General features: G+C 58.5%; 25 protein-coding genes and 1 pseudogene. 8 read left to right on the top strand and 18 right to left on the bottom strand.

From position 1 onward, the window contains the following. The first annotated feature begins 1,291 nt into the window (after positions 1 to 1,291). The gene (locus IVA80_RS05865; RefSeq protein WP_247426512.1) at positions 1,292 to 1,660 is read left to right on the top strand and encodes a hypothetical protein; all 369 of its coding nucleotides are present in this window, start codon (positions 1,292 to 1,294) and stop codon (positions 1,658 to 1,660) included. A gap of 268 nt (positions 1,661 to 1,928) precedes the next feature. On the opposite strand, the gene IVA80_RS38310 is transcribed toward IVA80_RS05865, so the two are convergent. After that, the gene (locus tag IVA80_RS38310; RefSeq protein WP_256467347.1) at positions 1,929 to 2,063 is read right to left on the bottom strand and encodes a hypothetical protein; all 135 of its coding nucleotides are present in this window, start codon (positions 2,061 to 2,063) and stop codon (positions 1,929 to 1,931) included. A gap of 982 nt (positions 2,064 to 3,045) precedes the next feature. Here IVA80_RS38310 and IVA80_RS05860 point away from each other — a divergent pair. Together IVA80_RS05860 and IVA80_RS05855 are read left to right on the top strand one after the other, a co-directional pair. Beyond that, positions 3,046 to 3,489: a hypothetical protein gene (locus tag IVA80_RS05860; protein ID WP_247426509.1), complete on the top strand. Its 444-nt coding sequence runs from the start codon at positions 3,046 to 3,048 to the stop codon at positions 3,487 to 3,489. A 295-nt stretch (positions 3,490 to 3,784) separates the two neighbouring features. Beyond that, on the top strand, positions 3,785 to 4,021 hold the full coding sequence (locus IVA80_RS05855; protein WP_247426506.1) for a hypothetical protein: 237 nt from the start codon (positions 3,785 to 3,787) through the stop codon (positions 4,019 to 4,021). Between the two features lie 719 nt (positions 4,022 to 4,740). Here the strand turns inward: IVA80_RS05855 and IVA80_RS05850 are convergent. Beyond that, complete coding sequence (locus IVA80_RS05850) at positions 4,741 to 5,058, bottom strand: hypothetical protein (protein WP_247426503.1); 318 nt, start codon at positions 5,056 to 5,058, stop codon at positions 4,741 to 4,743. A gap of 779 nt (positions 5,059 to 5,837) precedes the next feature. On the opposite strand from IVA80_RS05850, the gene IVA80_RS05845 reads away from it, so the two are divergent. Next, the gene (locus IVA80_RS05845; protein ID WP_247426500.1) at positions 5,838 to 6,011 is read left to right on the top strand and encodes a hypothetical protein; all 174 of its coding nucleotides are present in this window, start codon (positions 5,838 to 5,840) and stop codon (positions 6,009 to 6,011) included. 130 nt (positions 6,012 to 6,141) lie between these two features. Next, positions 6,142 to 6,660, top strand: coding sequence for a hypothetical protein (locus tag IVA80_RS05840; protein WP_247426497.1), 519 nt, complete (start codon positions 6,142 to 6,144; stop codon positions 6,658 to 6,660). Between the two features lie 68 nt (positions 6,661 to 6,728). Here the strand turns inward: IVA80_RS05840 and IVA80_RS05835 are convergent, their stop codons facing one another. The 8 genes and pseudogenes from IVA80_RS05835 to IVA80_RS05800 form a co-directional block, all read right to left on the bottom strand. Then, on the bottom strand, positions 6,729 to 6,887 hold the full coding sequence (locus IVA80_RS05835; RefSeq protein ID WP_247426493.1) for a hypothetical protein: 159 nt from the start codon (positions 6,885 to 6,887) through the stop codon (positions 6,729 to 6,731). A 571-nt stretch (positions 6,888 to 7,458) separates the two neighbouring features. Then, on the bottom strand, positions 7,459 to 7,614 hold the full coding sequence (locus tag IVA80_RS05830; protein WP_247426490.1) for a hypothetical protein: 156 nt from the start codon (positions 7,612 to 7,614) through the stop codon (positions 7,459 to 7,461). Positions 7,615 to 8,664: 1,050 nt separating this feature from the next. Continuing rightward, positions 8,665 to 10,240, bottom strand: a protein-coding gene (locus IVA80_RS05825) for an IS66 family transposase (protein WP_247426814.1) whose coding sequence is annotated in 2 segments (ribosomal slippage) — positions 8,665 to 9,462 and positions 9,464 to 10,240 — 1,575 coding nt in all. Because the reading frame shifts where the segments join, the coding sequence is not laid out codon by codon here. A gap of 73 nt (positions 10,241 to 10,313) precedes the next feature. Further along, complete coding sequence (gene tnpB / locus IVA80_RS05820) at positions 10,314 to 10,661, bottom strand: IS66 family insertion sequence element accessory protein TnpB (RefSeq protein WP_247426488.1); 348 nt, start codon at positions 10,659 to 10,661, stop codon at positions 10,314 to 10,316. Then, complete coding sequence (locus tag IVA80_RS05815) at positions 10,658 to 10,804, bottom strand: hypothetical protein (protein WP_246230636.1); 147 nt, start codon at positions 10,802 to 10,804, stop codon at positions 10,658 to 10,660. Before IVA80_RS05815 ends, tnpB begins: the two co-directional genes overlap by 4 nt. Positions 10,805 to 10,882: 78 nt before the next feature. Then, positions 10,883 to 11,065, bottom strand: a pseudogene (locus tag IVA80_RS05810) (transposase); the annotation flags it as partial. Between the two features lie 61 nt (positions 11,066 to 11,126). Next, a complete protein-coding gene (locus IVA80_RS05805; protein ID WP_247426485.1) occupies positions 11,127 to 11,498 on the bottom strand; it encodes a hypothetical protein in 372 nt (123 codons plus the stop codon). A gap of 128 nt (positions 11,499 to 11,626) precedes the next feature. After that, positions 11,627 to 11,893 (bottom strand): hypothetical protein, encoded by a 267-nt coding sequence (locus IVA80_RS05800; protein ID WP_247426482.1) that lies wholly within the window; start codon positions 11,891 to 11,893, stop codon positions 11,627 to 11,629. Positions 11,894 to 12,384: 491 nt separating this feature from the next. On the opposite strand from IVA80_RS05800, the gene IVA80_RS05795 reads away from it, so the two are divergent. Next, positions 12,385 to 12,648, top strand: a complete 264-nt coding sequence (locus tag IVA80_RS05795; RefSeq protein ID WP_247426479.1) for a hypothetical protein — start codon at positions 12,385 to 12,387, stop codon at positions 12,646 to 12,648. An 85-nt stretch (positions 12,649 to 12,733) separates the two neighbouring features. On the opposite strand, the gene IVA80_RS05790 is transcribed toward IVA80_RS05795, so the two are convergent. After that, entirely contained in the window at positions 12,734 to 13,471 is a 738-nt protein-coding gene (locus IVA80_RS05790; protein WP_247426476.1) for a metallophosphoesterase, read from the bottom strand. Between the two features lie 651 nt (positions 13,472 to 14,122). On the opposite strand from IVA80_RS05790, the gene IVA80_RS05785 reads away from it, so the two are divergent. Further along, positions 14,123 to 15,556, top strand: a complete 1,434-nt coding sequence (locus tag IVA80_RS05785; RefSeq protein WP_247426472.1) for an undecaprenyl-phosphate glucose phosphotransferase — start codon at positions 14,123 to 14,125, stop codon at positions 15,554 to 15,556. 84 nt (positions 15,557 to 15,640) lie between these two features. Here the strand turns inward: IVA80_RS05785 and IVA80_RS05780 are convergent, their stop codons facing one another. Continuing rightward, positions 15,641 to 15,934, bottom strand: a complete 294-nt coding sequence (locus IVA80_RS05780) for a hypothetical protein (protein WP_247426469.1) — start codon at positions 15,932 to 15,934, stop codon at positions 15,641 to 15,643. A 456-nt stretch (positions 15,935 to 16,390) separates the two neighbouring features. Here IVA80_RS05780 and IVA80_RS05775 point away from each other — a divergent pair, with 456 nt between their 5' ends. Then, a complete protein-coding gene (locus tag IVA80_RS05775; protein WP_247426466.1) occupies positions 16,391 to 18,001 on the top strand; it encodes an undecaprenyl-phosphate glucose phosphotransferase in 1,611 nt (536 codons plus the stop codon). A 138-nt stretch (positions 18,002 to 18,139) separates the two neighbouring features. Here the strand turns inward: IVA80_RS05775 and IVA80_RS05770 are convergent, their stop codons facing one another. The 6 genes from IVA80_RS05770 to IVA80_RS05745 all read right to left on the bottom strand — a co-directional run bounded on the left by IVA80_RS05770 (position 18,140) and on the right by IVA80_RS05745 (position 26,230). Beyond that, positions 18,140 to 18,811, bottom strand: coding sequence for a hypothetical protein (locus IVA80_RS05770; RefSeq protein WP_247426463.1), 672 nt, complete (start codon positions 18,809 to 18,811; stop codon positions 18,140 to 18,142). Between the two features lie 54 nt (positions 18,812 to 18,865). Further along, on the bottom strand, positions 18,866 to 20,116 hold the full coding sequence (locus IVA80_RS05765) for a hypothetical protein (protein WP_247426461.1): 1,251 nt from the start codon (positions 20,114 to 20,116) through the stop codon (positions 18,866 to 18,868). A 265-nt stretch (positions 20,117 to 20,381) separates the two neighbouring features. Then, the gene (locus IVA80_RS05760) at positions 20,382 to 21,113 is read right to left on the bottom strand and encodes a hypothetical protein (protein ID WP_247426458.1); all 732 of its coding nucleotides are present in this window, start codon (positions 21,111 to 21,113) and stop codon (positions 20,382 to 20,384) included. Positions 21,114 to 21,349: 236 nt separating this feature from the next. Further along, positions 21,350 to 23,767: a polysaccharide biosynthesis tyrosine autokinase gene (locus tag IVA80_RS05755; RefSeq protein WP_247426456.1), complete on the bottom strand. Its 2,418-nt coding sequence runs from the start codon at positions 23,765 to 23,767 to the stop codon at positions 21,350 to 21,352. A gap of 642 nt (positions 23,768 to 24,409) precedes the next feature. Beyond that, positions 24,410 to 25,393 carry an NAD-dependent epimerase/dehydratase family protein gene (locus tag IVA80_RS05750; protein ID WP_256467346.1) on the bottom strand — a complete coding sequence of 328 codons (984 nt, stop codon included), beginning with the start codon at positions 25,391 to 25,393 and terminating at the stop codon, positions 24,410 to 24,412. A 432-nt stretch (positions 25,394 to 25,825) separates the two neighbouring features. Then, positions 25,826 to 26,230 carry a hypothetical protein gene (locus tag IVA80_RS05745; protein WP_247426450.1) on the bottom strand — a complete coding sequence of 135 codons (405 nt, stop codon included), beginning with the start codon at positions 26,228 to 26,230 and terminating at the stop codon, positions 25,826 to 25,828. Between the last annotated feature and the right edge of the window lie 167 nt (positions 26,231 to 26,397).

The following is a 26,397-nucleotide window of genomic DNA, read 5'->3' as shown; positions in this document are numbered from 1 at the left end:
TGGCAATGAATCCTCAGCCGCCGCTGAAATCGCGGTTCCCTGCGCGATGCCTTTGACTGTGCATAAACCGGAAGGTTCACTTCCAAGCCAGGAGGTGGACGTGAGTACCTGGTTGCTCAGTTTTCTAATTGTTTTGAGCGTGGGCATTTTAATCGCACACGCTATCGACGCGATGCGCTCCTGAATCTCCGGACGTCACTTGTCGTTTAGTTGGATCTCGTGAAGAAGGACCAAATCGTGCACTATCTAATCGTAAGCGCTGCTCTGCGCGAAATAGACTGGCTGAGAGCTGAGGCTTCCCGCATCGCTCGTCAAGCCGGCCCTCGCGCGCAGAGCCATTTCTGATCGACAGTTCCAGGTTTAAGGCTTCTCGCGAGCATCAAGCGTAACGAGTGACATTTCGTTGCCAAGTTGCCGAGACGGAATATCGTCGCGTCGATCGAGTATTTCCCCGAACCACCCGGCTCCGCTTTATCGCACCTGACCTGACACGCTCCTCGGAGATTTCAACTTGATCAAGCTCCGGGCGACGTTGGTGAGCTAATAATCCTCAGTCACGGTTCGGGTGTGGAGATATTGCACCGACGAGCCCTGTCCGCCGAGCTGTCGCCGAAAGTCCGCCCCTGGTTTTCATCTTGTGGCCTTGCTTTGGTCAAACCCGCGTTGGGGATTGTGGGCTTACCCGATTTAATGCTCGCCCTCGGTTCGGGTGACATTGGGTGCGATGGAGAACGCCAATGCATTCGCCCTTAAACCGATATATCCCGGCTCACAGATTCGTAGTCCGGCGCTCTCACCAGAAGACGTCGAGCTTGTTGCGCGCGCGGATGAACGGTTCGTCCACGCCTATGACCAGATCGCACGTGCAGATGAACAACTCGCGCGTGTCAATGAACAGCTTTCCAAGCTAGATCAGGATGGCACGCGCCCTCCTTCTCATCCGAAGAATCCCACGAAATGGCTTCGACCACCTGACCGGGGGGCGCGCTCATCGGGGGGAAGCCGGTACTGCGCGGCCTGATCGGCGTGCTGTTGGCAAGCGGCATCTGTGTGGCTGCTCTCGCTGCGCAATCATCTTACGGCGATGCGGCCAGAGCAAGTATGTATCGGTGGTCCGCGCATGCCGTTCACCTTCGTCGTTGCCGCAGGGAAGACCCGAGATCTCCTCGGCTCTGCCTACCACTCAGACGACTGCAACCTATGTGGCACTTCAGCACCGGGGCCATTGACCCAGACTACACCGCACGATGCGACCCCAGCAGCCGCTCCCATCTCGCCGGAGCTGGCGCCGATGCTGCAGGGAACGTCGGGCGATCTTACCAACGTGCAGCAAGCGATCGAGCAGCTCAAGGCCAGCCAAGATCAGATCGTTCGCGACCTTGGTCAGCTCTCAGAGCAGCTTACGGCGGTCCAGGCACAAATGGTGCGAGACAGAGTGGATGCCGCCGAGCAGCTTAGGATGGTCCAAGAACGAATTGCCGGCATCACCGCCAACGCTTCCGAGCAAATCCTACGCCCCAAGACGCCAGTGCCGTCGCCAAGGCCAATTGCCGCCACGATCCGCAAACCGGTGCCAACCGTTCCGCGACCGCAAGACAGGGGCGGCCACACGCGCCGTTGCAGTTGCAGACCGATCAAGCCGTGCAGGACAAGGGACTAACTGTTTTCAACGCGTCTGATCGCCGAGCCATGGAGACCTTGCGCACCAAAAGGTTTGGGTGGCTTTTGATTTGCTTGAGAAGCAGCAATCTCCTGATCTGTGCGGCGTTCAACAGGTCCTCAAAATGTCGAAGATACCTGAGGCTGGTGCATGCACCCCCACGCCGATCGAGTGCGCGAGGCGCTCCTCGATTTCGCAGGCAGTATTGGATCAAGCCGCCAGCTCAACGCACTCTGGGCCCGAATGGAATTCTGCTTGATCTTGGAGTTCAGGCGCGATCCCGATCAAATTGATGCGCCGCAGCGCGTTTCTGGTGCTGGCGATACGTCCCGACAAGCTTGTGGCGCCAGATCCGGTAGCGCTGGATCTCCCAGGAAGTTTCTGCGACGTCAATCGCCAGCATCCACTTGATCACAGATTGCGAGCGAGGTCGGTGAAGATCGGCTGCCGCAGCATCTGGTAGCATTCAAGGCTATCGCCGGGCAGTAGAAGTGGAGGGGCCAAATCCTCGAACTCCACCGGCACTGCGGTCGTCAAGAGCTCTCGTGGTGGACTGATCGGACCATTCATCGGTGAGAGACCTCGTTGCGGAGGGCCCAGGGCGGTGTTGCTTGCTCCGCAACGGTCGCCGTCTCGTAGTTTGCTGCCCACGGTACTCGCAACCGGGAGGGGAGATAATCGTCCTCGAATGTGCGCTCTCCTTGCCTGTTAGATTGGGGCGGGAGCGCGATTGGCGTTCTCATCAGCGGAGCGCTCGGCGGACGCTCAGATGGCACGCTCCTTGCCAATCGGTCGGACCAGTGATTTTCGTGGCGAGGAGACGTGTAGCAATGGGACAAAAAAATCGAGTTTTCAAACGCCGAAAGCCCAACTTGGCACATGTCATCCGCCACCTGGTGCAACTACTCGACGCGATCAAGGATCTTGAGCAGCTGAGGAAGAAGGTCCGGCTAGCAGAAGCAACCCGAGTGTTACATTAGAGGCGTCACTTCCGTCAGGCTTGCTGACAATATGCGGTTGGCGCCTTGAAATCGGCAATGGTAGCTCGCGCGTTTTGCGCGGTTTGGGTGCGCTGTGACCAAGGGGCGCGCGTGTGGTCCAGCACTATGCGCCAGAACCAGCCACGGCGTGGAGGAACCGCGCTCCGGGATCATAGTTAACGGTTTGGCAAAGGAGATTGTCCGATGTCCCATGCCATCCCTTTGGTTCTCGCCGCGATCGTCGCGAGTTCATCTCTGTTGGTCCTGGCGCAAGCAGGCGGCGCAAATGCGGGGTCCGCGGGTGCGGGCACGGGGACGGGAGCGAACAGTGCCAACGCTGGCCCGTCGGCGCCTGCTGGGATGGGGACGAGTGCAGGCAACGTTGGTCCCTCAGCGCCCCCAGGAATGGGGACGAAAGACACCGCCACGGGCGCAAATCTGGGCACTAGCAGCCAACCGAGAAATCCCAACGTTCAGCCCGCCACGCCGGCGAAGTCGCGGGCGGCAGCCCAGGCCGCAAGAAATGCCGGGGTTGGTCACGCTCAAAATGGTCTGCCGATCGGCGCCCTTGGGACCGGCACGAGCAATGAGGACCAGCTGATCATTGGCCCGTCCACCCGAAACACATCAGCCCCTGCAGCACAGGCCAAAGCAAACATCAGTGTTGGTCACGCAACAAATGGTCGTCTGGTCGGAACGTTTGGGAAGGGCACCAGTGTTTCGGACGAGGTGAACCGCCTGCGCGCCGCGCGAGCTGGCGATAAGGTGCTGGACGCCAAAGCGCAAGTCGAGCGGCGAACAATCGTTTCGGCCAAACGCGTCCTCGGTCGGATCAAGAACGGTTTGTAGTCTGCGAGCGCAGCGGCGAGCAGAGATACAATATCGTGGAGCGCGCTCGAGGCGGTCCTCGCACCAAGAGCGCTGTCGCGTTCAGCGCGCCCACGCCATCCTAGTCCTAGTGCCCTCTGAAGCGCCGTCCGACTGCCTCCCACACTTGAACGAATGGAAGGACGAAGACGAAAAGAACTCTGATCGCAACCGAAATAATAACACGCCGCAGTGATGGTGGCTCGTCATCCAATCGATGGGCCATCTTGGTTATTGTTTGCGCCGAAGGTGAGTTTAGAATCTGAGCCGGAACAACATGAAGGACCTCAGGCCACAATTGGAGAAGGTCCGCGCCGACGCGAGAGACTTTGCCCATATGAGTCAGCTGGCGACGGACGTAGAAAAGCGCGCGCTGTTTAAGCGCTTAGCGGATGAACTCGCCATCGAAGCTCTTGAGCTTGAGCAAATCGTGAAACGACAGGAGCAATTAGATCCCAGCGATCAGCACGACGTCGTGGAATTCAAGCTGTCCTCTCAGAAGAAGCGCGGCTAACGCGGGAGAGAAGCTAAGCGGCCGGCTTATCTTCCTTATCCGCCCGCGCATAATGATCTTTGAGCACAGCTCCGTCAACCGCCGCTGCGCCGCCGTCGATCCCCGCGCACGGATCCGGACATCGCGCTCTTCAATCGATCCTCAAGATCACGGCTCGACGCGGTCACCGCATTCGGTGCCGTTGTCAGGCGTAGACGATGCGGAGCGGGAATCGGTTTGGATTTGCTGCCGCGGGCCGCCGCAAAACTGCATTCACGCTTGGGCCTTGAAGTCTGTCGTCGCCGCGGTGGCCCTGAAATTCGCCGGCCGCCGTCATTAACTTTCGGCTAAAGCGACAAACGATTCACATAAGTAAGTGCGGAAACGACCTCGTCGCACTTCATTCACGAGTGCATCGTTTTCCGATTGGTCCAGCGGCGGCCATGATCCAAGCTTTCAAGCGTGGAGTGGAGGCTTGTGCAAGATGCGTGAACACCGAGTTCGAGCGGTCGACGCCACTGCGCTACTATGAGCACCAAGAATGGCTCACTTCTCAGCGCTACGAATTGGAGAGCCTTCGCGTCAAGGTGCGCGAGGCAGAGCGGAAAACGACAGCGACATACCCAGTACCCAAAGCGGAAGAGGGTAGCTAATGCGGCGGTTAGCACGGCGATAGCGAAAGCCTCCGCGCATCAAGCGACACGGCCTGGGCGCGGTAGCGTCATCAGCCAAATCACTGGCTAGAGCAGGCCGATCGACGAAGCCTCATGTTGGGTTTGATCCAACGCGTTGAGCAAGGCGTGGAGGAACGCGCTGGCATGGTCATAATGTGCATCCTCGTCCGCCACCGCGCGAGCACCGATGACGCTGCGGTCAATTTCGGGTTCAGGTGCCTCAACGCGCTCTGGCCACTGATCGACGGGAGCATCGGAGGTAGTTCGGGCCGACGTCAATAGCTTCAGCAGCCGAGATGCACGATCGTGCTGCGTATTATGCCGGGCCGCGAATGGATCAAGGGCGAATAAGCTTCGGAAATCATCGCGGGATACTGCTCGCATGAACATTCTCGACGTGAAAACAATGGTCAGCGAATCACAGTAATAATATGCGCGTTTGCCAGCCGACAGATATATGCCGAAAGTGTTAAGTTGCCCGGCGATCGAGATGCAAGTTAGACTCGGCGGTCGCAAGCTAAACGACCGCCGGGTTTCACCGCGCTGGCATTGGGATACGCTGTCAGTTTTTCTGCATTGGCGGTACGTGTCGGTTTACGGCTCTCATTGCATCAGCAGCTAACTGTTGCGGGCGCACCGCAGCTCGGCCGCAATGCGGTCCAGCTCATTGGAGCGGACGCGGGTGTTGGAGCATTGGAATATCGATGGAGCCGGGCACGCATGCTCCGGGATAGCCCTGCGGGCTTCTCGCCCGCGGCCTAATTTCTTGTGAACCGTGCTAGCAGCGTGACCGCGTCATTGAAGGCGACCCACGTCATAGACGTGTTGGCCTAGATCCATCCACACTCGGATAGAGACCGAGAGGATCTCGGCAAGGAAAGCTTTGATGGCAGGTTCCGAATTTTCGATCTGCATCATGCGAGCCGTTCTACGAGAATGATCGGTTCAACAGAGCTGGCCGTGACCTTCTCCGTTGGTTCGGAACGCCATTGCCATCTGCTCGTCGGAAGCTATTGATTTCCGTTAGTAACAGGAGCCGTCGGAGCTGCGCGCCGTTCAGCAGCGCTTCGAAGAGGGAGAGAACCTCGCGCGCCAAGGACATAGGACGCAAACACGATCAATCAAGCTTCTGGATCACAACATAGCTCGGAGGCGCCGCGTCAATGAACGGGCCTTTCGACTGCCGCCAGCCACAAATCGTCACCGCCGTACCAATCGACCCGCACTCAGAGAGTCTTGATCAGTATCGCGCGCTTCAGGCAGCCATCTTTCAGGACATCGCTCCACGGTCAGCGATCGAATGGCTCCTTGCCATCGATATCGCTGAACTAACCTAGGAGATGCAACGCTATGGCGTGCTGCGACATAGGCTCCTGAACACCCATCGTCAGAAGGCGGTCGAAGTCTCGCTCGCCGCATTGCGGGGCGAGACCCGGCGCGAGCTATCCCTCCGGTCGAATCAGTACCTTGCAGCTCGGGTACGATTCCAGTCACGTCAATGTTGTTGCTCATCTTGCGGCCAAATTTGAGGTGCAATCAGTAGAGGGAACTTTAAGCGAGCGAGCGGCGGCCCGGGCACCGGCTCTCGCCCCAAAAGCGACAGATCAAAGCCAAATGACTGAAAGTAGCAAGCCACCGAAGCAACGCATTACCGAGGCGAAAGAACGCTTACTGATCGCCGCACCGGTGACGCCGAAGATCAAAGCGGCTAGAGGAAAAGCCGAAGGAACGATGCCAAGAGCTCTCCAGGAACAACTTGACCAGGTTGAGCGCGATATCGAATTATACGCGGAATTTGATAAGGCTGAGAAAGCTCGGTTCAATCGCGAGTCATACTTATGGACTGCAGAAGATCGCATCGAGTGGCAGGAGACACAATCTGACAACGCTCAAAGACTTCGTGAATTACTCGAAGCGCGTGACGCTTTGCGCCGGCAGCGACCAGTAAAGTGGTTGTCAAGCGGGGAGTTGAAACTATCATTCTAAGTACGTCCTCCCTTCTTAGTCCGACAGTTGCCTGGTCGCTTTTCTGTTGATGATGGGACTGCAGCGGGCTACGTTTTGCCGGCGTCCGCCGCAAGTTTTTTGGCCTTCTCGTTCTCCACCTGCTCTTCGACGAACATGAGGACCATGCGGCGAGTAGCTTCGTCTTTCACATTCTGAAAGGCTGTGATCAACCGCAGCATCTGAAGGTCTTCGATATTGTTCGGCATCAATTGTTCTCGGGTGAAAGCGCAAGCGTGATGGGGCAGCGCGCGCTTACAATGATGTGCGCGATCGAACTGTGCCACAATTCGGGACCAGTTCTCGGCGCAACAGCCCGCCGCCGTTCACGACATGCCGGCCACGTGGTGCGTTTTCTCGCGGATGGAAGCACCTGACGATTTAGGGCTTCCGTCGTGCCGCCCAGCTACGCCACATCGGTCTTTGTCATGAAATAACCCTGCGCGGACCGTAGTCGCTTCGGCCCTGCGCAGGCGCAGTCTAAGTCTCTGAAGTTCGGTAAGCTCTGGCGTATCGACACGCTGTCTCAGCAAAATTGCCCGATCATATGCGGCAGCATGATTGCTCATTGCACGCCCCTCCAGAATACACCTTGATCAAGAAATCAGGAACAATATGCAATGCAATAGCAGTACAACCTATGAATTTACATGGGTCAAGCTGCACCGCGGCGACGTGCGCGAACACCTCGGAAGAAAAGGCTCCAGCACCGCCTTGTGGCGAATTTCTTAGGCACGGCGGCTAGTGTGCAATTGACCCAAATCAGGGCGCTGTCGGGTGTCAGGATGGCTTGGCTTGCGCACTTAGGCGCAACCGGAGCGGTCTGGCCTGTCGCTCGCGGCTGAGGGCAATCGCGGCAGCGAAGGGAACTTCCTGCGTCTGTCGTGATTGCTGTTCAAACTCAGGGAGAACATCCATGATCAGAAAATCCGCCATCGTGGCACTCGCATGCATTGCTTTGTCCTCACCGGCCTTCGCGCAAGGAGGCGGCGGTGGTGCCGGTGCAGGCGGAGGAGCCGGGGGCAGCGCGGGATCGGCGGCGAACTCTAGCGTTGGCACAGGCACCTCTTCGAGCACCACTAATCCCGGAGCCTCAGCTCCCTCAGGCATGGGATCGCAGGACGCCACGATTGGCGCTAGCCACAGCAATGCCTCGCAGAACAATCCGAATGTCCAGCCCCCGACGCCAAACGGAACGTCGCCGGCTGCTGCACAGGCTGAGCGAAATACTGGCGTGGGTCATGCCGCCAACGGCTTACCAATCGGTAGTCCCGGCACCGGTACCAGCAACGAAGATCAGAAGTAGCTTGTCCTAAGCACGCAAATCCTGGACTTTCCTGCACCTTTCCTGCACCTTTGCTGCCCAGTTAGGGACTCGGCTCGTGACCCTTTGCGCCGCCACCGCGTACGTACTTACGAGGCAAGAGCGATGCTTTGCGTTAATGCAAAACTCGGTTATACGGTCATCCACCATTAAGGGTATACGCCAGGCAAAACAGATCGTTTCATCCTGAAGGGCTGCGAATAGATCAGACAGCCCGCGGCCGCTGTGTTACAGCCGCGAATGAAAAAAATCCTCCTCATGTCACTGCTCATCACGACACCGGCACTCGCGCAGACCGAATCGCCAGCTCCGAAGGCGCCATTAACCGATCGCGAACGGGTGCAGGCCGATCGCGCGCAGATGGCCTCGGAGGAGAAGAGCGCCCCAACAACGCGCCCTTGGGACAGGGGTGCGGATGGCAAGCGGCCCTGGGATCGGGGAGCCCAGGCGAAGTAGCGGCCTTCCAGGCAAAGAGCAGCAGCCTTCCGTGGGGACGAAGTTTCACTCGCTCGCGGGCTCAACAACACCGCTATCGAGCTATCCAGTGCAACAAAGGGGCTGTGGTCCCGTATCGGAAGTTCGCCGCTCAGCGACACGGCTCTACCGTACGCATCCGGTGACGGCCCGTGGTCAGGTCGCTTTGGGCGGATAGCCGATTGCGCTCAGGCGGCGTGAGCGACGTTCTGAGGGCGCCAGTTCCAAGGCAGGAGTTCGTGGATGCGCCTGGCGGGATGATCCGGCAGGCGAGCCAGCACGTCGGCGAGCCAAGCCTGTGGATCGATGTCGTTGAGCTTTGCGGTGGCGATGAGGGTGTAGATCGCCGCCGCACGTCGGCCACCCTCATCGGAGCCGGCGAAGGTCCAATTTCTTCTGCCGACGGCGACAGCCCGTAGCTCGCGCTCGGCGGCATTGTTCGATATGCAAAGGCGGCCGTCTTCGAGAAAGCGAGTGAATGCCTCCCAGCGGTTGAGGCTGTAATTGATCGCCTTGGTCGTATCGTTGTTCCTGGAGAGCTTGGCGCGCTGTTCGCGCAACCACGCCTGCAGTTCGACGATCAGAGGGCGGCTGCGCTCCTGGCGCACGCGCAGGCGCTCCTGCGGCGCGAGACCGTTGATCTCGCGTTCGATGGCGAACAGGACATCGATGCGCTTGACCGCCTCGGCGGCGATCGGCGCCTTGCTGAGCCGCGCGAGATCGAAGAACTTGCGCCTGCCGTGTGCCCAGCATGCAGCTTCGACGATCGGACCTGGCTTGCGATTGGCCTCGTAGAGCCTGCCGAAGCCGGCATAGGCATCCGCTTGCATCAGCCCAGCATAACCCGCCAGGTGCTGCTCCGGATGCTCCCCGCCACGATCCGGCGAATAGAAGAACGCGGCCGCCGGCGGATCGGGACCGCCAAACGGGCGGTCGTCGCGCACATAGGTCCAGAGCCGGCCGGTCCGGGTCTTGCCCTTTGCCAAGGACTGGCACTGTGGTGTCGTCGGCGTGGATGCGCTCGGCCGCAAAGACATGGCTCCGGATCGTATCGACCAGCGGCATCAGAGTTGCCGCGGAGGCGCCCACCCAGTCCGCCAGCGTCGATACGTCGAGGTCGATGCCTTCGCGCTGGTAGACGTCGCTCTGACGGTTGAGTGGCAGGTGCAGGCCATACTTGGCGAACAGGACATGGGCCAGCAGCCTGGGTCCCGCGCGCCCACGCGCAATCGGGTGCGAGGGGGCCGGCGGCTGGCTGATCGCTTCGCAGGCTCGGCAGACGAACTTCTCACGGACGTGCTGGATCACTTTCCACTGGCGCGGGATGAGCTCCAGCGTCTCGGTCACATCCTCGCCGAGCTTGCGCAATCGGTTGTCGCCGCAGCATGGGCAAGTCGCAGGCATTGGATACACAAGACGCTCCCGCGGCAGATGCTCCGGCAGCGGCCGGCGCGCCGGTTTGCGCCGCTCGAACGAGGGCACCGTAATCTTCTCGGTTGCGGCCATCTGCGCGGCGGTCTCGGTTTGCGCGGCGTTCTCCTCGAGATCGGCGAGCTGCAGCTCAAGCTGGTCCAGCAATGCGCCGCGCTCGGAGGATTGTCCGAACTGCTCGTGCCGCAGCTTCTTGATCGTGAGTTTGAGCTTCTCGATGAGCAAGGTCCCCGCGTGGGCCTCGGCTTCTGCGGCCAACCGGGCCGCGCGCTCGGCGCGCAGCATCGCCTTCAGGGTGGTCACATCGTTGGGGAGAGAATCATCGGCGCCCATCGCCGACCAGAGAATCACAAGACGCCGGCTCTGTCCGGACTGCCAATTGTGCCAGCGATTCAAATCCCAGCGATCAGCCGGCCGCCTGCGGCCGCCAGGTGTGTTGCGGCATCCGCCAATCGATGCCCTCAAGCAGGTGGCCAAGCTGGGCTGGGGTGATGGTCACCACGCCATCAGCCGACAACGGCCAGAGGAAGTGGCCGCGCTCCAGTCGCTTGGCATAAAGCGACATGCCGAGCCCATCATGCCAAAGGATCTTGATCAGCTTGCCGCTCTTGCCGCGGAACACGTAGAGGTCGCCGCCGTGCGGATCTCGCTTGAAGGCTTCCTGCACCAGTAAGCCCAGCGAGTTCATGCCGCGGCGCATATCGGTGTGGCCGGTCGCAATCCACACCCGCACGCCAGACGCAATGGGGATCACCGCAGGCTTCCATCTGCCAGCGCCGCCACGGCGGCCTTCAGCGTCGCCGCGTCGACCGTACCCGTGATCCGCATCCGAGCCCCGGCCGCAAACTCGATCTCGATCGATCCGCCGCTGCTTGTCGGCGCGACTGGACAAGGCATCGGCCCTGATTCCGCCACTACCATTGCCGGTACGAAGCCAGGTTGGTGGACATCCCTCGGCACACTCTGAAACGACCGTCGCCATCGCAGCAGCAATGAGCGCGAAACGCCATACCGCCGCGCTGTTGCCGCAACTTGGCGCGGCGCCTGCAAGCTCTCCAGGACGATCTTGAGCTTCTCATCCTCGGACCAGCGTCGCCGCCGGCCCGTGTCCACCACCTCAAGCCGTTCGACTTGGGCACTGCGCCTATCACTGTCCATAAGGACAGTTCTCAACAACACGCCTCATTCGGCAAGGCGGCCTTCACCGGACGGATACGCTCTACCTGACAGTCACGTCCACAATGATGACCGATGATCCGCGCTGCCTGCGGTTTTCGCCCGACACCGCAATTCGAAACCGGTCAGTTCCTGGGCCCAAAGGGCCTTGGTAGCGAAACGACGGCCCGGCGATCGTCACGATACCGGCGCTCGGCGCCTCTACCAGCTTAACTTCGTCCAAGAGCTGTGTTTTGCCGCGCAGGCCCTGCAGGCATTCCGTCCCGGATGGGATCGAAACAGTCCAATACACGGTGTCAGAATGAAGTACGAAGCGCTCGGGCCGGGAGACACATTCACCCGCGGCCGCAGCATACGCTTGCAACCCGTATCCAGCGAAAAACCATAGGCTCGCGGCCGCCGTTTTGATTTTCATGCAGCCGCCCATTCAATCGTCATGGTTGGATCGGCTCAAGCAGAGCTCAACCAAAACCGCCGCTATCGGCTCCCCGGTGTTGCGGCGGTTCATGGTTGAATGCAGCTACTGGCTAAACGCTTGCCCGTTCACCGAGCGTACCAATACCCCCACCAGCGTTGGGACACGGGCCGCGCTTCCGCCTTGAGCGCCGAGACTTCCTCGACGGAGCGAAGATTGGGGCCATAGACCGCAGGCGGATAAACATCATCCCAAAATACGTAACCGGTTCGAACGTCGGCCGCCCGATGATGTGCCGGAGCCAGCGCGAGCTCCGCGGCTGGAGTTGCGGTCGTCATCAAAGCGAGGCCAAGAACAGAAAGAGCAATGGATGGAACAAGGGTGCGAAAGTTCATTGGTTTGATCCCTCTCGAAATGGGCGAGAAATAATGCGACGGCCTCTGAAAGGTTGCAAGCGCGACGTTCCGCAGAACGGCCGCGTAATCCGTTTTTCCGGCGCGCCATCCGCCCCGGACGGTTCGGACAGACAGACTTGAGAGCAACCTGGCCAGGTTAAGATCAGGCGTGAGCAATCTTTCGGCGCCAGGATTCACCGAGAATCATGATGTCGACACACTACTCACTCTTGATGAGCACCGCACTATTCGGGGCGACTCCTATGGCTTCTGCATTTGTCTCCGCTTTGATCTTCTTCGTCGGCGTCGGTTTAGGATATGCGCTTCGCGGGCGCCTCCAACGAACGACGACGAACGAGCCCTGCGGCACCTCGCGCCGAACGGCCCGATCGATCCCCAATTCAACGTTCGGCCACGCGCGACGTGCCTTTTAGGCCGCGTCCAGCTTGCGAGCGGCACCGCGGTTCTCGCGGCAACAGGTGGTACAGGACATGACCGAGCCGAAAAAGGACGCCCCGCGACGGTACATCGTGGACGGTGCCGGACAGCGAGTCCTTGTCGGTTTGACCATCGCGGAGACCATCGAGTTCGAGACGTTGGATAATCCCGACGCCCGTCCGGGCCCTGACCGTCGTATCGATCAGAACAAGCCTGGGCAGCGATGGCTGGAGCTTTACACCAAGCATGAGCGGGCCTGGAGCAATTGGATGGCCGACACGCGAGCACGGCGAGAAAGGCCGCTCGCGCTCATCTAGGTGGCACCGTTAGCTCATGACCTCCGAACTCCACTCGTTCGTTTCAAGGAGCGATCTGCCTGACGAATCAGTAGACATTTGCTGTTCACACCGCGAGCATCCGGCTGCCTTGTATACTCATGAGGGTCAGATTGCCCGTCGCGTAGGCGCCGGTATCGATGTTGACGCGGTTTGCCAGGATTTCGGTGGTGCGGACCGGAGTGTGACCGTGAACGATATACTTGCTGAACTGTTCTTGGCTCCGCAGAAACTCTTCGCGTATCCAGAGCAGATCGCTTTCGCTTTGCTCGGCTAAAGCTATGCCCGGGCGAACGCCGGCATGGACAAAGAAGAAGTCTCCACAGGTATAGCTCAGCCGCAGATCGTCGAGGAACTCCAGGTGCTCGCCCGGCATTGCGCGGATCAAATCGCGCAGTATCGACGCCGGATCGTCGCGCTTCAGATCTGGCGGCGCGAGTCCATAGGACATGAGTGTCTGGGCGCCGCCGATGCGAATCCAATCTTCGAACAGGGACGGGTCTTCGAACACTCTCACCAGAAATGCCTCGTGGTTTCCCTTGAGGAAAACTGCATTCCCCCGACGGCTCCGTTCGACCAAAATGTCGAGGGTGGAGCGCGTGTCCGGGCCGCGATCGATATAGTCGCCCATGTACACCTCGATCGCATAGCGCGGCCGGCTGTGGGCAACGTCGGCGTCGACCACCCGCAGCATGGGCTGCAGCAAATGCGAGCAGCCATGAATATCCGAGATCGCGAAAATGCGAACTCCCTCCGGTAGCATCGGCTTGTTCTTAGGCGGACGAGATCGGAAAAGAGAAAACATGAGGAGCCTAGGTCCAAAAAGCAGTTGACCGAGTTTTAGTGAGGAGGAGTGGGTTCGAGACCGGTCGAGATGTTACGCTGAAAAGTTCTCAATGCGAGGTGCGCCTTCTCTGAGGTGCGCCTTCTATAGGGGGCATCGTGAGGCGAACGCGAGCACCGACTCCACGGCAGGCGATGCGGAAGTCCAGAGTTTCCGGAACCGAGCTTGTTCCCGCGGTAACATCTTTTTTAGATCATTTTGTGGGCTTCGTTCGTCCCGGATCGGACCATCAATTGAAGATTGCACAGAATACAATTGAAAGTTGCCCATGAATTTTGTCACATACGCTGGAACTGAGCAAAGGAGCTACGCATACGCTTCTGCGAAGCTAATCTGGCACGACATCAGTGCGTCAAAATATGACTACGACAAGTTTGTAACGGTCTTGAGGCTGACGATGCAAATCGCAGGCATAACGGATCAAAAAATCGGCGTGGTCACACAACACATCCCTGCACCGCAAAAATCATGCGTGCAATGCCACAATATCGCTGCGATCACTTAACACGATCTGCCGCGAAGGTCACAATCTTCACGGTCGCGACGAGTATCCCGCGCTGCAGGGATTGCGTCTGCTCCTGGTAGCAATCTCAATCGAGATGTAGAGGTTAAATGGCTGTAGCAACGTACGGTTCCGATGATGTCGAGCCAGTCGCGTCAGCGCGTGGCGCCGTTCTGCATCGCCCGTTTCAGGTCTTCATCATTGCGGCCGACTTCCTGCTGATCCTGCTTTGCTATGCCGCGGCTTCCCTGTTCTATAGCGGCATTGTCGCTTCCAGTGCTGACGGTGCGTCGATTGGTGCAGGACTAATCGTAGGCGCAGTGTTTGTTGCGATCGCCTATTTCCATGGAGTGTACGCGACACATCGATTGCTGAATCTCGTCTGGCAGTTGCGCAAAGCTGTCATCATTTGGCTCGCGTCACTGACGATTCTTGCCGTCGCGGCGTTTCTACTGAAATCGACGGACAATCTCTCCCGCGGCACCATCATCGTCTTTGCCGCGGTCGGCGGTCTCGGATTGGTCAGTCTCCGCTTCGCATGGCAGCTTGCACTCGGCACGAGCTTTGCGAAGGGGCGCTTGGTGGATCGCAAGGTTGTGCTGCTTAGCTTAAAGCCGCTTGATTTCACCGCAACCCGGTTCAAGGACCTGCGCAGGAACGGGTTCGATGTCGTGCGCCACTTCGTGCTTGGCAGCGATAACGGCGACAGCGCTTGGGAGAAGCAGATCCGCGACGTCATCCGCCAGTCCGGCGCGGCTGACGTCGACGAGTACCTTCTTGCAGTCGACTGGAATGAGCTCCCGATGTTGCCCAAACTTGGGCAACATCTACGCGCAGTGCCCCAACCGATTCGCGTGCTACCAGACAATTCGATCGCCGATCTCGTCTCGCGCCCGTTCTTGCCGGTCAGTGGCACGGTGGCGATCGAAATCCAGCGACCTCCGCTTACCGTGTTCGAGCGCCTGCAAAAGCGCTGTCTCGATGTAGGGATAGCCTTGTTGGCGCTCGTCATACTCACACCACTGCTGCTGACAGTCGCCGTTCTGATCAAGCTCGACTCGCCGGGAGCTGCCATCTTCCGCCAGTCGCGCCGAGGGTTCAACGGAAAGCCCTTCGAGATCTGGAAATTTCGGACCATGACGGTCTGCGAAAACGGGTGGACGATTACCCAGGCCACCAAGCGGGATGCTCGGGTCACCAAGATCGGGCGTTTCCTTCGAATGACAAGCATCGATGAATTGCCACAGCTTTGGAACGTCTTGCGCGGCGACATGTCCTTGGTCGGGCCGCGCCCGCATGCGCTCGCCCATGACAATTATTACGACGAACTCATCAGCAACTACGTATACCGCCATCACATGAAGCCCGGCCTCACAGGCTGGGCTCAGGTCAATGGCTTCCGTGGCGAAACGCCGACCATCGACCTGATGGAAAAGCGAGTGGAATATGACGTCTGGTATGTGAGGAACTGGAGCATTTGGCTCGACCTTAAAATAATGGCGCGGACCGCATCCACTGTGCTGTTCCAGAAGGAGGCCTATTAGCGCCTGCATGAAGCCTATGGAGAGGCAACCAGGATCGTCCGCAGTCTCGGCGTTAACCTCGCATTAGCTCATTGCTCGGCGGTCCTAAGTCTCATGTCCCCGCACCCTCTTCCAAAGTCGCACGATTGCATCACGTAGTGCGATCAGCGGAGAGGCAAAGACAAAAAAGGCTCCCATTGCAAGTGATACGAAGGCATGGCGAAGGGAGGATGGTTCGTCGTGATCGAACCGGTCTTGATGCTCGTCGATCGGCACCGGCGCAAGAGTCTTTCCCGACGCGTCGAGTCGAGAGCGTGACTTGCGGGCAGGAACCACAATCAGCACGAACAGAACGTTGAGCAGCAGCCACACGCTCAATATGATAAGCATCTTCAGCATCGGTCTTACCGAAAAAGCAGGATTGAGAGAGGGTAAAGAATTCCTCGGAGCCTCGGAAGGAAAGGGGGCATCGCGGATTATGTGAGTTGCGCCACGGCTACCTTTATCAATTCGGGCAAAAGTCGGCTACGGCAACAATCGTCGTTTGTGGATTCCGGGCAACTACGGCCTGCGACTGACGCGACGAGTCACGCCTTCGGGCGGAAGCGCTTGGCCGCACCGAGCCGCTCGCTTGGGGCGCTCAGGCCTCAAGGCGGAGCACAATATCGTCAGAAACAGCCGACGAACGATGTCGGCGCAACAGCTCTAAGCCCTCAACACGCACGCATTCAGGCCCGCATGGCCACGGTGGAAGCATTCGCTCGATACGAATTGATTGATTGCGCCTGCGATCGAACCAGCGGCTCATAATTGGCAGTGCAAGGAACGAGTCAATTTTGTTGGTGCGGCGCCACAATGTCGCTGTTTTTGGCAAGCAACTTCTGCTTGCAGCCCGCGAATCCAAGCTTGGATCGCATCAGTTTGATGCAGGCCCATCTCGCGTTGATCTCGCCCTTTTCGCCCAAATTCGTTGTGTTTGTTCGCTTTTGGGTTCGTGCGGCTATCGCCGTTGAAGTGAAGGGATTCGAGATGCCTGCAACCACATACGGCTCAGATAATCTCCGCGTATCGACGTCGAACCGCGGCAGCCCACTGCAGAGACCGTTTCAGCTTTTCATCATCGCGGGTGACTTCCTGCTCATCCTGCTGAGCTGCAGGGCTGCGAGCGCGCTCTATCGCCAGTTCATGAACTTGCCGATCGATCCGGATGCTTGGATCGGTGCTGGAGTCATAGTCGGCATTGTGTTCATCGTGGCCGCTTATTTTCAGAGCGCCTATGATAGCCACAGATTGTCGAATACGCTCTGGCAAACTCGCAAGCTCCTCGGCGCCTGGCTGTTCGCGCTCGCGACGCTCGCCGTCCTCGCCTTCCTGCTGAAGTCGGCGTCCGACCTATCCCGCGGGACAATCATCCTGTTCGCAGTGTTGGGAGCGGTCGCGCTCATCACACACCGCGTGATCTGGCGCTACTGCCTGTCGTCGGCCTTCGCCAAGGAGCGGTTGCTCGACCGGAAGGTCATCCTGCTCAGCTTAGCGCCGCTGGATTTCACCTCCAACCGCTTCAAGGATCTTCGCAAGCACGGTTTCGATGTCGTGCGTCACTTCGTGCTCAACGCGGAAATGGACCAGGACGACAAGGTCTGGAATCAGCAGATCTCGGATGTGATCCGGCAATCGCGCGCCGCCGACGTTGACGAGTACCTGGTGGCAATCGAGTGGAACGAGTTGCCGATGCTGCGGAAGCTCAGCCAGCACTTGCGGATGGTTCCGCAGCCGATTCGCCTTTTGCCCGATTTGCCGATCGCGGATCTAGTTTCGCGGCCGTTTCTGCCGGTCAGCGGAACCGTTGCTATTGAGATTCAGAGATCACCCCTGACGCTCCTCAAGCGGCTTCAGAAGCGCTGTCTCGACGTTGGCTGTGCGTCCTTCGCCCTTCTGATGCTGGCGCCGCTCATCATCACGGCCGCGATCCTGATAAAATTGGATACGCCGGGTCCGATCGTCCTTCGGCAGTCGCGTCGCGGCGTCAAAGGCAAGCCGTTCGAGATATGGAAGTTCCGCAGCGTGCGCGTGACCGAGAACGGCTTCGCGATCACGCAGGCCACGAGGCCCGACTCGCGGGTTACTCGAGTCGGGCGCTTCTTGCGCAAGACCAGCATTGACGAACTGCCCCAGCTCTGGAACGTGCTGCGAGGCGAGATGTCCTTGGTCGGACCGCGCCCGCACGCGCTGGCCCACGACAGCTACTACGACCAGCTAATCGGCAAATATGTCTGCCGCCATCACATGAAACCCGGCCTGACCGGCTGGGCCCACGTCAACGGCCTGCGGGGCGAGACGCCCACTATCGATCTGATGGAGAAGCGCGTCGAGTGCGACGTCTGGTATGCGAGAAATTGGAGCATCTGGCTCGACATCCGGATTATTTTTCGGACCGCAGCAGCGCTGATGTATCAGGAAGTCTAGGAGTCCGTCCCAGATAGGGATTGCGATGGGGATTTGATGCAGGTTCTCCGGCTCGGGGTTGCGGTTGCGAGGGTGAACAGCTTCAGGAGGTTGTGAGCGGTGCAGATCATGGTCCGCTCACCACACTGCACACGGCGCTCAACGGCGCAGTGCCGCAAGGAATGAGGGGTCGATCGATTCAATAGCATCCTTCAGGAAAGCCTTGCCGCGGTCTGATGCTCGCCGATAAGCCGACACCAGTGCCCATTTCGACGCAATCCGGCGGGTCAAGATGAGCTGAACGTCGTTGCGTACTAGGTCCTTGACGTCTGGAATAGCAAGCGCATCGAAGCGGCTCGCGATGTCGATCCGCACTGGCATCAACCGCGCATCGTTTGGCGCGATAAAGTACGCCATCTTTAGCGCCTCAACCACGACTGGGTCGTGCGGGTCGCGCTGCGCTTGAAGCAGCGCCAGCGCCAACCAGAGTTCAGGATTGTAAGGCGAGATTGATAATGTCCGGCTGACTCTGTCGACGGCATCGGCGTGCCCCGTCGATCGTACGGTCGCCGGCTCCTGCTGGCCTGACTGGATCGCCTGCAGCGCGGCGATCAAGGCATGATTGCTCTGCAGCTCCGATCCGAAAGGAGAGAGTGTTGTCAGCAAGGAGGGCACATCACCAGTCCAGCGCGAGCTGATCCTGGATGCATCGGCAGGAAATGTCGCGCGCTCCAACGCCGTCACCTCCGCCATAGCCGAGACGATCGCGTGGGATCCGATGATCAGCGCCAACGCAGTCAGAAGAATGCGAAATTTGCTCGAGGAGGTCATTTTTGATCGACTAACTTACTGGAAAGACAATGTTATGGCGCGGGCAGACTGCTCCTAGTGGTTGGCGCCGCTGGTCCGACCCGCAGATTGTGCAAGTCCGAGTCCGATCATCACCGATACGATGGTCTGGATCGTGCGGCTTGAGAGGCTTGAATCGAGGAAGCTCTCGCAAAGTACAACCAGAACGCCGGCGGCGGCCACGGCCGCAAAGAAGAAATCGCGACCTCGTCGAACCGCGCCGAGAAAGGTAACGAAGAAAAGGTGGGCGGCGAAGCCTGCTAGGATCACAATCGCAAACCGTCCCAACTCAATAGCGATCAAGATCGCGGTCGAAGGAGGTGCCGCCGACGCTGCGGTGCCAAACTCCTGATAGGCTAGCGAAGTCAGCCCGAATGTTCCGACGCCGTTTCCCAATATCGGTGCATCAAAGAGCAGGTGTTTTGCCGGTGCAACCACGTCCGCAGGAAGCCTTACGAAACCGAGGAGATCCAAACCAGCGGATCGAGAGTGCGGCACCGCCATGAGACCGGCGATAGCTGCAAGGAATGAAAACAAGATTGCCGATGGCCAGGAGCGAAATCCCAAATTGCGAACAGCGGCGATAAAAACGAGGACAGTGAGCCCCCAGCCAGTGACCGCCAACAAAGCGCCTCGTTCCAGGGCCGACATTGCCGCAAGCGCCGCGGCCATTCCGAATAGTCCGGAAAGAACCCCGATCCACAACTGGGCCGAGGCCAGGTTGCGGATGTCCTGTTGGTGCAGGTGGCGTTCGAGTGCCCTGGCAACGAGCGCGCCATTTGCCAAGACTGCCAAAGCGGCTGCTGCGGGAAACGGGCTCGTAGCCGTGCCTGTTTCGGGAATCGTTCCAGCGAACAAATCAAGTCGCCCGAGCAGGACTTCGACCGACATGAAGGTCGTTACCACGCACAATACGATCAGGATCGTGTCGGCCCTTTGGCGATCCTTGGCGATGATGACGGTCGACACCAGCAGCGCCACGTCGACCAGATAATGAAACAGACTTTGCAACGTCGCACCGGGATCAACGCTGATGCGGCCCGGTAGCGATGGCTGGTTCAAAGCGATCGAAGCCGCGGACCAGATAGGGTTTGCGAGTAAAAAAGTAGGCACCGGAATAAGTTGCAAAGCCATCCAGATGACCGGAATCAGAAAAACCGGCAAAAATTGCTTCAGCGACTGCGCGGCAGATGTGCCAGCTTCCGGTCCTCTTGCCGCAATGGCCAACATCGCGGCAGTAACAAGCGCAACCACGTGCCATGCAAAGATGCCGTTTGCGTTTGCCAAGATCGGAGTCGCTGCCAATAATGCGATTAGAACGCAATGAGCAATCGATAAACCGTGAGACTTTGAAGCGGAAAGTGAGTTCATCGTGACAAAGGCCGGACGTTGCTAGCTATCGCACAGCGGAGCATGCGACGGCGACGCCGTCTTGCTGACTGCGATGATTGTCGCCAGTGTGAATTATCGCCAGTCGGCGGCGCGCCAATCTGTCCAAACGCAATCAGTTTGCAGGGATTGATCGCCATGAAAGCTCTGGTCGTCGGCGGGATTATCGAGCGCGGCAGTTGTGCTGCAAGTAACCCAGAGCCGTAGCCAGTCCTGCGATCGGCACCGCTCCACGGATAGCAGTCGGCGGCGCCCCGATTTCGACCGAAAGCTCGTTTGCGTTTTGCCAGTCAATGGTAGCAAGCTTCGCGGCGTCGGCGGGCAGTAGCAATGCCAAGCCGCCCTGGATCACAGATGCTTGGAACTCTGTGTGCTTTTCTCCTGCTATCAACGTCACGTTCGGTCGCGTCGCGCGGGACAGTGGCTCGAGAACGATGAACACAACTTCGATGCCGTCCTGCCCGCATTGCAGGTTCAAACCTGCAAGGCGCGTATCCGACTTGGCGCTATCGACGACATGCATCACTGAAATGGCATCGGCGCCGCCGTCAGGATTTTTGCTCTTCACCAATCGCCATCCGCCCTCCAGCTGTGTCGATTGGCTACCGGACTGGACCTGCCTGAAGGCCTCTTCGTCACAACGTCGACGCTGCTCGGCGGTAACGCCCGACGCGCAATTCAAAACGCCCGGACGCGGCGGCTCGGCTCGGCTGGAACGATCGGTTAGGACCAAGAGACCAACGCAGAGCACGATTACCCGCACGGGTATAAACGTAGACGTAAGCCCCGCTAGAGCCAAATTCTTCATGTCGTACTCGACGGTCAGATCAAAAACATGGTTCATTGCACCGTAGAACTTTGTCGCCGCTGGGGCGGAACAGCCAGACAAGGGCATTCGGTTCGGTTCCATGCCGTGAAACGGTCACCTGCGGACCAATGACTCGCACCCGCACGTGCACTGGCTGATTTAAAGACGGGCTCGGCACCGTGGTCGCGCCCGCTCTGTTGCGCGAAGGCGAACAAATCCGCATCGAATCCCTCTTCTTGATCAGGTTTGTCGCTCAAGTCCGGCGGGGCAGATCCGATCCGGCCGCCGTAGAACACCCTCCACGTCCAGATGAAGCGTTTATGTTAATCGACGTAACCATACCTCTTGTAGTACCGATTACGATAGTAGGCTCCGCCGTACGTATCGTAGCGGCTCATCACCGAGACATTCACTTTGTTAAGAACCGTACCGAGCAAGCGGTCGCGCACAATCGGCGTTTCACTTAGCACCCGCTCGACGATATCGACTTTCGACTTCGCCCATTCGATGACGAGTATATAGGAATTGGCCAGCCCTCCAGTCGCCCGAACATCGACGACCGGCGCCAGCGGGCTAAGATCGAGAACGATTCGATCATAGTGTTGGCGCAGCTGTTGGAACAGGTGCTCCATTTGCGGGGACGCCAGCAGGTCGCTCGAATTCGAGAAGCGCGAAGTTATAGCACAAGGAAGAAAATGCAGATTTGTCTGCGGGTCGATCCAGACCACATCCTTCCAGTCGGCTTGGCCGACGATGACATGGATCAAGCCAACCGGCGCAGCCGGCGTAAGTCTTGCGGTGAGGCTCGGATTGCGAATATCACCGTCGATCAGCAGTGTCCGGCAGCCGCTTTGGGCAAGCGTCTGTGCCAGCGCTTCGCTGATGGTTGACTTGCCCTCGTTCGGAAGGGCGGAGGTAATTCCCAAAACCTTGTTAGACGCTGAACCGTAATTTGCAAGATCGCTGGCCAGCTTGATTGATCGAAATCCCTCCGCGAACCGCGAAAACGGCGCGTTGATCACGTATCGCCCGACGCTCTCCTCAGTCGAAAGCAAACGGTCGCGATGCGGCCGCGCCTGGCTAGAACCCGGTGCCGATCCCTGGAGTGGCAACATCGCGCCGGGTCCTCCGTAACCCGGCGGCGCCTGCTGCGGTTTGGACTTGCCGCGTTTGCCGAACCGCCAGGCCGCTTTGCTGGGCTGCGTAGAAGTAGCATTCACGGCACCTTGCTCTATGACCGGAATTGAAGCGAGACAGCTTGTGTGCACGAACCGTTCGACTTGAGAAGCAGTTCGGAAGACGCGATCCATCATGTCGAGCAGGACTGCGACGATGCCCGCAAGAATCGATCCGCCCACGAACGCTGCAAGCAGGATGAGTGTCGTCTTCGGCGAGGTCTTGTTGGGAAGAGTCGACGCAGCCTGGGTGATCACCCTCGCTTCGGTGATGGGAAACGACTGCTGCTGAACCGAGACCATGTACAACTGCAGGAAGTTGTCAGACAACGCGCGGGCGCTCTGCGCGTTGCTTTCCAAATCCCTCAGGATGATTTGCGCTTGGCCGGTATTGTTCGACACCGCGATGGTATCATTCAAGCTCTTCTGGCTTGACTCTTCGCGTGACTTGGCGATTTCAAGGTCGCTTTTGTACACCTCGGCCGTACGTCGCAGTTCGTCGATAATCGAGCGTCGAATTTCGCGCATCTGGTTGCGCAAATTGACAACGGCCAGATGGGCCGATCCATACCGGTTCGACCAATCCGCCTGCTTGGCCGCGTACTCGAGATAGGTCTGGCGCAATTTGGTGATCACCGGGTTGCCCATCGTCTCGCTCACGGTCGCCAAGTCGCTCAGAATGACCTTTGAATCCTCGTTGTCCGCATTCAATATCGATGTGATGCGTTCGAGCTTGGCCTGGGCCTCGGCACGCTGGCTACGAGCAGTTGTCAGCGAAGTGTTGATTTCGGCGAGTTGCTGCTCGGTGAGCAGTCGCCCGCCTGCGTCGATGATATTGTTTTTGGCCTTGAAGTCGGCGACGGTCCGTTCGGCGGTGGACGCCTGCGACCGCAGTTCCTTCAATCGGTCCTGCAGCCAGACCGCCGCGCGCCTAGAGGCCTGATATTTCGACTCGAGCGAGTCCACGATATAGTCGTCGGCGACCGCGTTGGCGATCTGCGCGGCCTGCTCCTGCGATAACGCTTGAAAGGAGATCTCAATAACATAGCTCACACCGACCCGCTTGATGCTGAGGCCGTTTGCAAAACGAGCGAGAGCTCCGCGCAGCAGTTGTTCTTGCGTCGGAGGCTTCGATTCGGAAAATAATCCGGAAATCGTGTTGCTGATGGTGCTGAGCACTCCGGCGCCGTCGCTCATAAACTCTGACGACGCCACAAGCTTCAGGTCCTTGATGACTTTGGAAGCGATCGCTTCGGACTTGAGGAGTTCGACCTGACTATCAACCATCGCCGAGTCGATCGGGTTGTCGGTGCCGGTTGTCTGCGCTTGCGTCTGCAGGCCCTGCATTTTGCGGCTATCGATCATCAGGATAGCTGTTCCGGTATATCGTTTTGGTGCCGTGAACACGTAGACTCCGGCAAGACAGATGCACAGGAGCAGCGTGAAGATCATCACGGGATACTGCCGGCTGACCAGCGCAAGCGCAGAAGAGATCGTCTGCTCCAGCGACGGGGCCTCGGCCGCAGTGGATTCGATCTCACGAGATGTGATTTTGGTTTGAAGCATCCGGCCCTACGTGAACGTGTTGTAGATTGCAACGCGTGGCAGGCTCGCCTTGCCGCCGCGCTGAATCCGTGAACGTGTAAAGCGTCGCATCCAACGGCCTGACGTCAGCAAGAGTTCGACACGGCGGATACAGTGGTCGAGGTCGCGGCGGTCGAGAGTTGACCGGCGCCGCCGACACCAACGGTGGAACAGCCAGTCAGATTGCTTGAGTAATTGGAGGCTGAGCAATTTTTGGCAACGCCGCTGGGCGCCATTGCCGGTTCCGCTCGCCGCAAAATCGTCATAATGCACATCTCCGCCAACCCGCCCAGGACCGCGACTTTCAGGATTAAGACAATTTGCACCGCTTACGTCATCTTTCGCCGATCTGCTGGATAAGGACGTGATCCCGTGCCTAACAGATGGAACAACGCGGACGACCCCACAGATTCTGCAATGCAATATCGGCCTGAGTGTGGCCGATGGCGAGCAGGTGGATCGAAAACCGCAATGGGCAAAAACGCATCCTGTCTCAGCCTTCCAATCGAACGCGAACGGCACGACTACCGGGGAGCCCGTTTTCGGCGCATCCGCTGCGATGGCGAGCATCGGTTACGTGAATTGAATTCGTCCGGATGCTCGAAAAATCAAGCGGTCGACGTCTCAATCAAAATCCTTGATGGAGGACTCCAGTTTCCATTCCGCAAGCGAGCTTGCCAGGTCGTAATCGAATCTGAACCCGCTTGCGACCAGCCGTTTCGGCAAAATATTTGTAGAAAACCACAACTTCCTGATCCGGTCGCGATTTATGCCGGTCTTGATGCCGACAGCGTGCAGTATCTCGAATGGAAGTACCGCGAGATTCATCAGCCATACCGGAATGGTTATGGTTGGCTTGGCGTAATCGGCGGCTTGGGAGAAGGCAGAGCAGATCTCGCTGATGGTGTAACGGTGCTCGTAGCAGAAATTGTAGATCGAGAGACTGTCGTTGCGGAGCGCCATGAACAACATAGACGAGACCAGATCCTTCACGTAGCCGCACGACTTGATCGTGTCGGTTCGGCCGGGATAGATGAAGGCCCGCCTCTCGAGAAGCCTCGACAATCGCGTGAAATTGCCTCGCTCGTAGCGTCCGTAGATCACGGCGGGGCGAACGATCGTGAGCCGCCTGTCCGGGGCCTCCGACTGCCACAGGCGATGGATCGCTTCGGCCGAGAATTTGGAGCGTCCATAGGCGCTGACCGGGGCCGGCGTCGCATCCTCGTCGAGCGGGGCTTCGGTCGGGCCGTAGATGGATATCGAGCTGGTGAAGATGACATTCCGGCTGCCCGTCTCCTTCGCAAATCGGCAGACGTTCACCGCGCCGAGCACGTTTGTATAATAATAGTCACCCTCCGGGTGACCCGGAGTGACGTGGATCGCAGCCAGGTTGAAGATATCGGCAGGCATTCCGCCCCCGAGCTTCGGATCGATCGGCTCACGGACGTCATGATGGACATATTCGACGCCATCGACCTGCGCCCTCGGCTTGCCGATATCGACCGAGACGATCCGGTTATAGCTCCTGGAAACGACCAAACGCGTCATCAGATGTGTACCGATGAAGCCTGCGCCTCCGAATACGATAGCCTGAGTAGGATTGGACATGTGCTCGAGGGTCAACGTGAGTGAGGATACCGAATCAAGTGGGAAGAATTTCAGTCCGGGCGTAATCGACTGAGCGAAGGAGATCGATGAGTTGCACTACGTGCCGTTGCAAGAGCTGTGCCTCCAAAGCGCACGATGGCTTGATGTGCAGAGCGTTTGCTGGGTGCCGAAAGCTTGCCGCTGCTGCACATAAGCGGACAATCGGGACAGCAGTTGGTTGGCCATCCGTTGATCATGCGGCGATAACATGATTGTGACCCGCAGTGCGTCTGACGTTCTCGAGATCATCGGTTCTGCCAGAGTCATCGACAATGCCACGATGCTTGGCAGCATGAGGTGGACAAAAGGAGCGGGCCCGCGAGAAGCTCGCATATTGCTCGTAATATTTGTGGACTGCATTCCAGCCAGGACCGCTCGTCTGCATCGGCGAGCTCAATAGAGTTCGCGATACTCAAATTGAAAGCTGGTTGACCCAGCCGCGACTCCCAGCGTCCTCTGCAGCTTCTGGTAGCCTGCGAGCGGAACAACGATGCAATCGGAACTGCCGGCATAGCAAACTTGAACCCGGATCGATTCGCCGCAAATGTTTTGAACCAGAACCATTTGGTCGATGATCTTAGGATTCATAGTTTGCGGGTGCGTCAGCGGATTGACCGATATGCAAAGCTTCCCGTCCGGCGTCTTGTGATTTGGAGCGTAAGTGCCTTCCATGGGCCGGATTGAACTCGAAGGCCGAGTCGAAATGCCGGAGCCGCCATACATCGGTGGAGATGTACGGCCGTAGCTGAAAAGTTGTGCATCGGCCGTCGTTGCGAGTAGCGATGAAACGACCGCCACGGATATCGCCACGAAACCATCTGAGCTCGTCGATCGGTCGTCACGCATCTTTACTACACATCTTCACTGCTCATTCTGCATGGATAGCGTTGCAGTTGCGGCAACAGAATGACAAACAAATTGTTCCATTTGATCGCAAAAATCGAAACCTGCCTCTTCCTTGCGAT

Source organism: Bradyrhizobium sp. 139 (assembly GCF_023074175.1).
In the GTDB taxonomy this organism is placed as follows: Bacteria; Pseudomonadota; Alphaproteobacteria; order Rhizobiales; family Xanthobacteraceae; genus Bradyrhizobium.
Note: the sequence above shows the minus strand (reverse complement) of the source record. Positions and strands in the feature narration are given on the sequence as shown.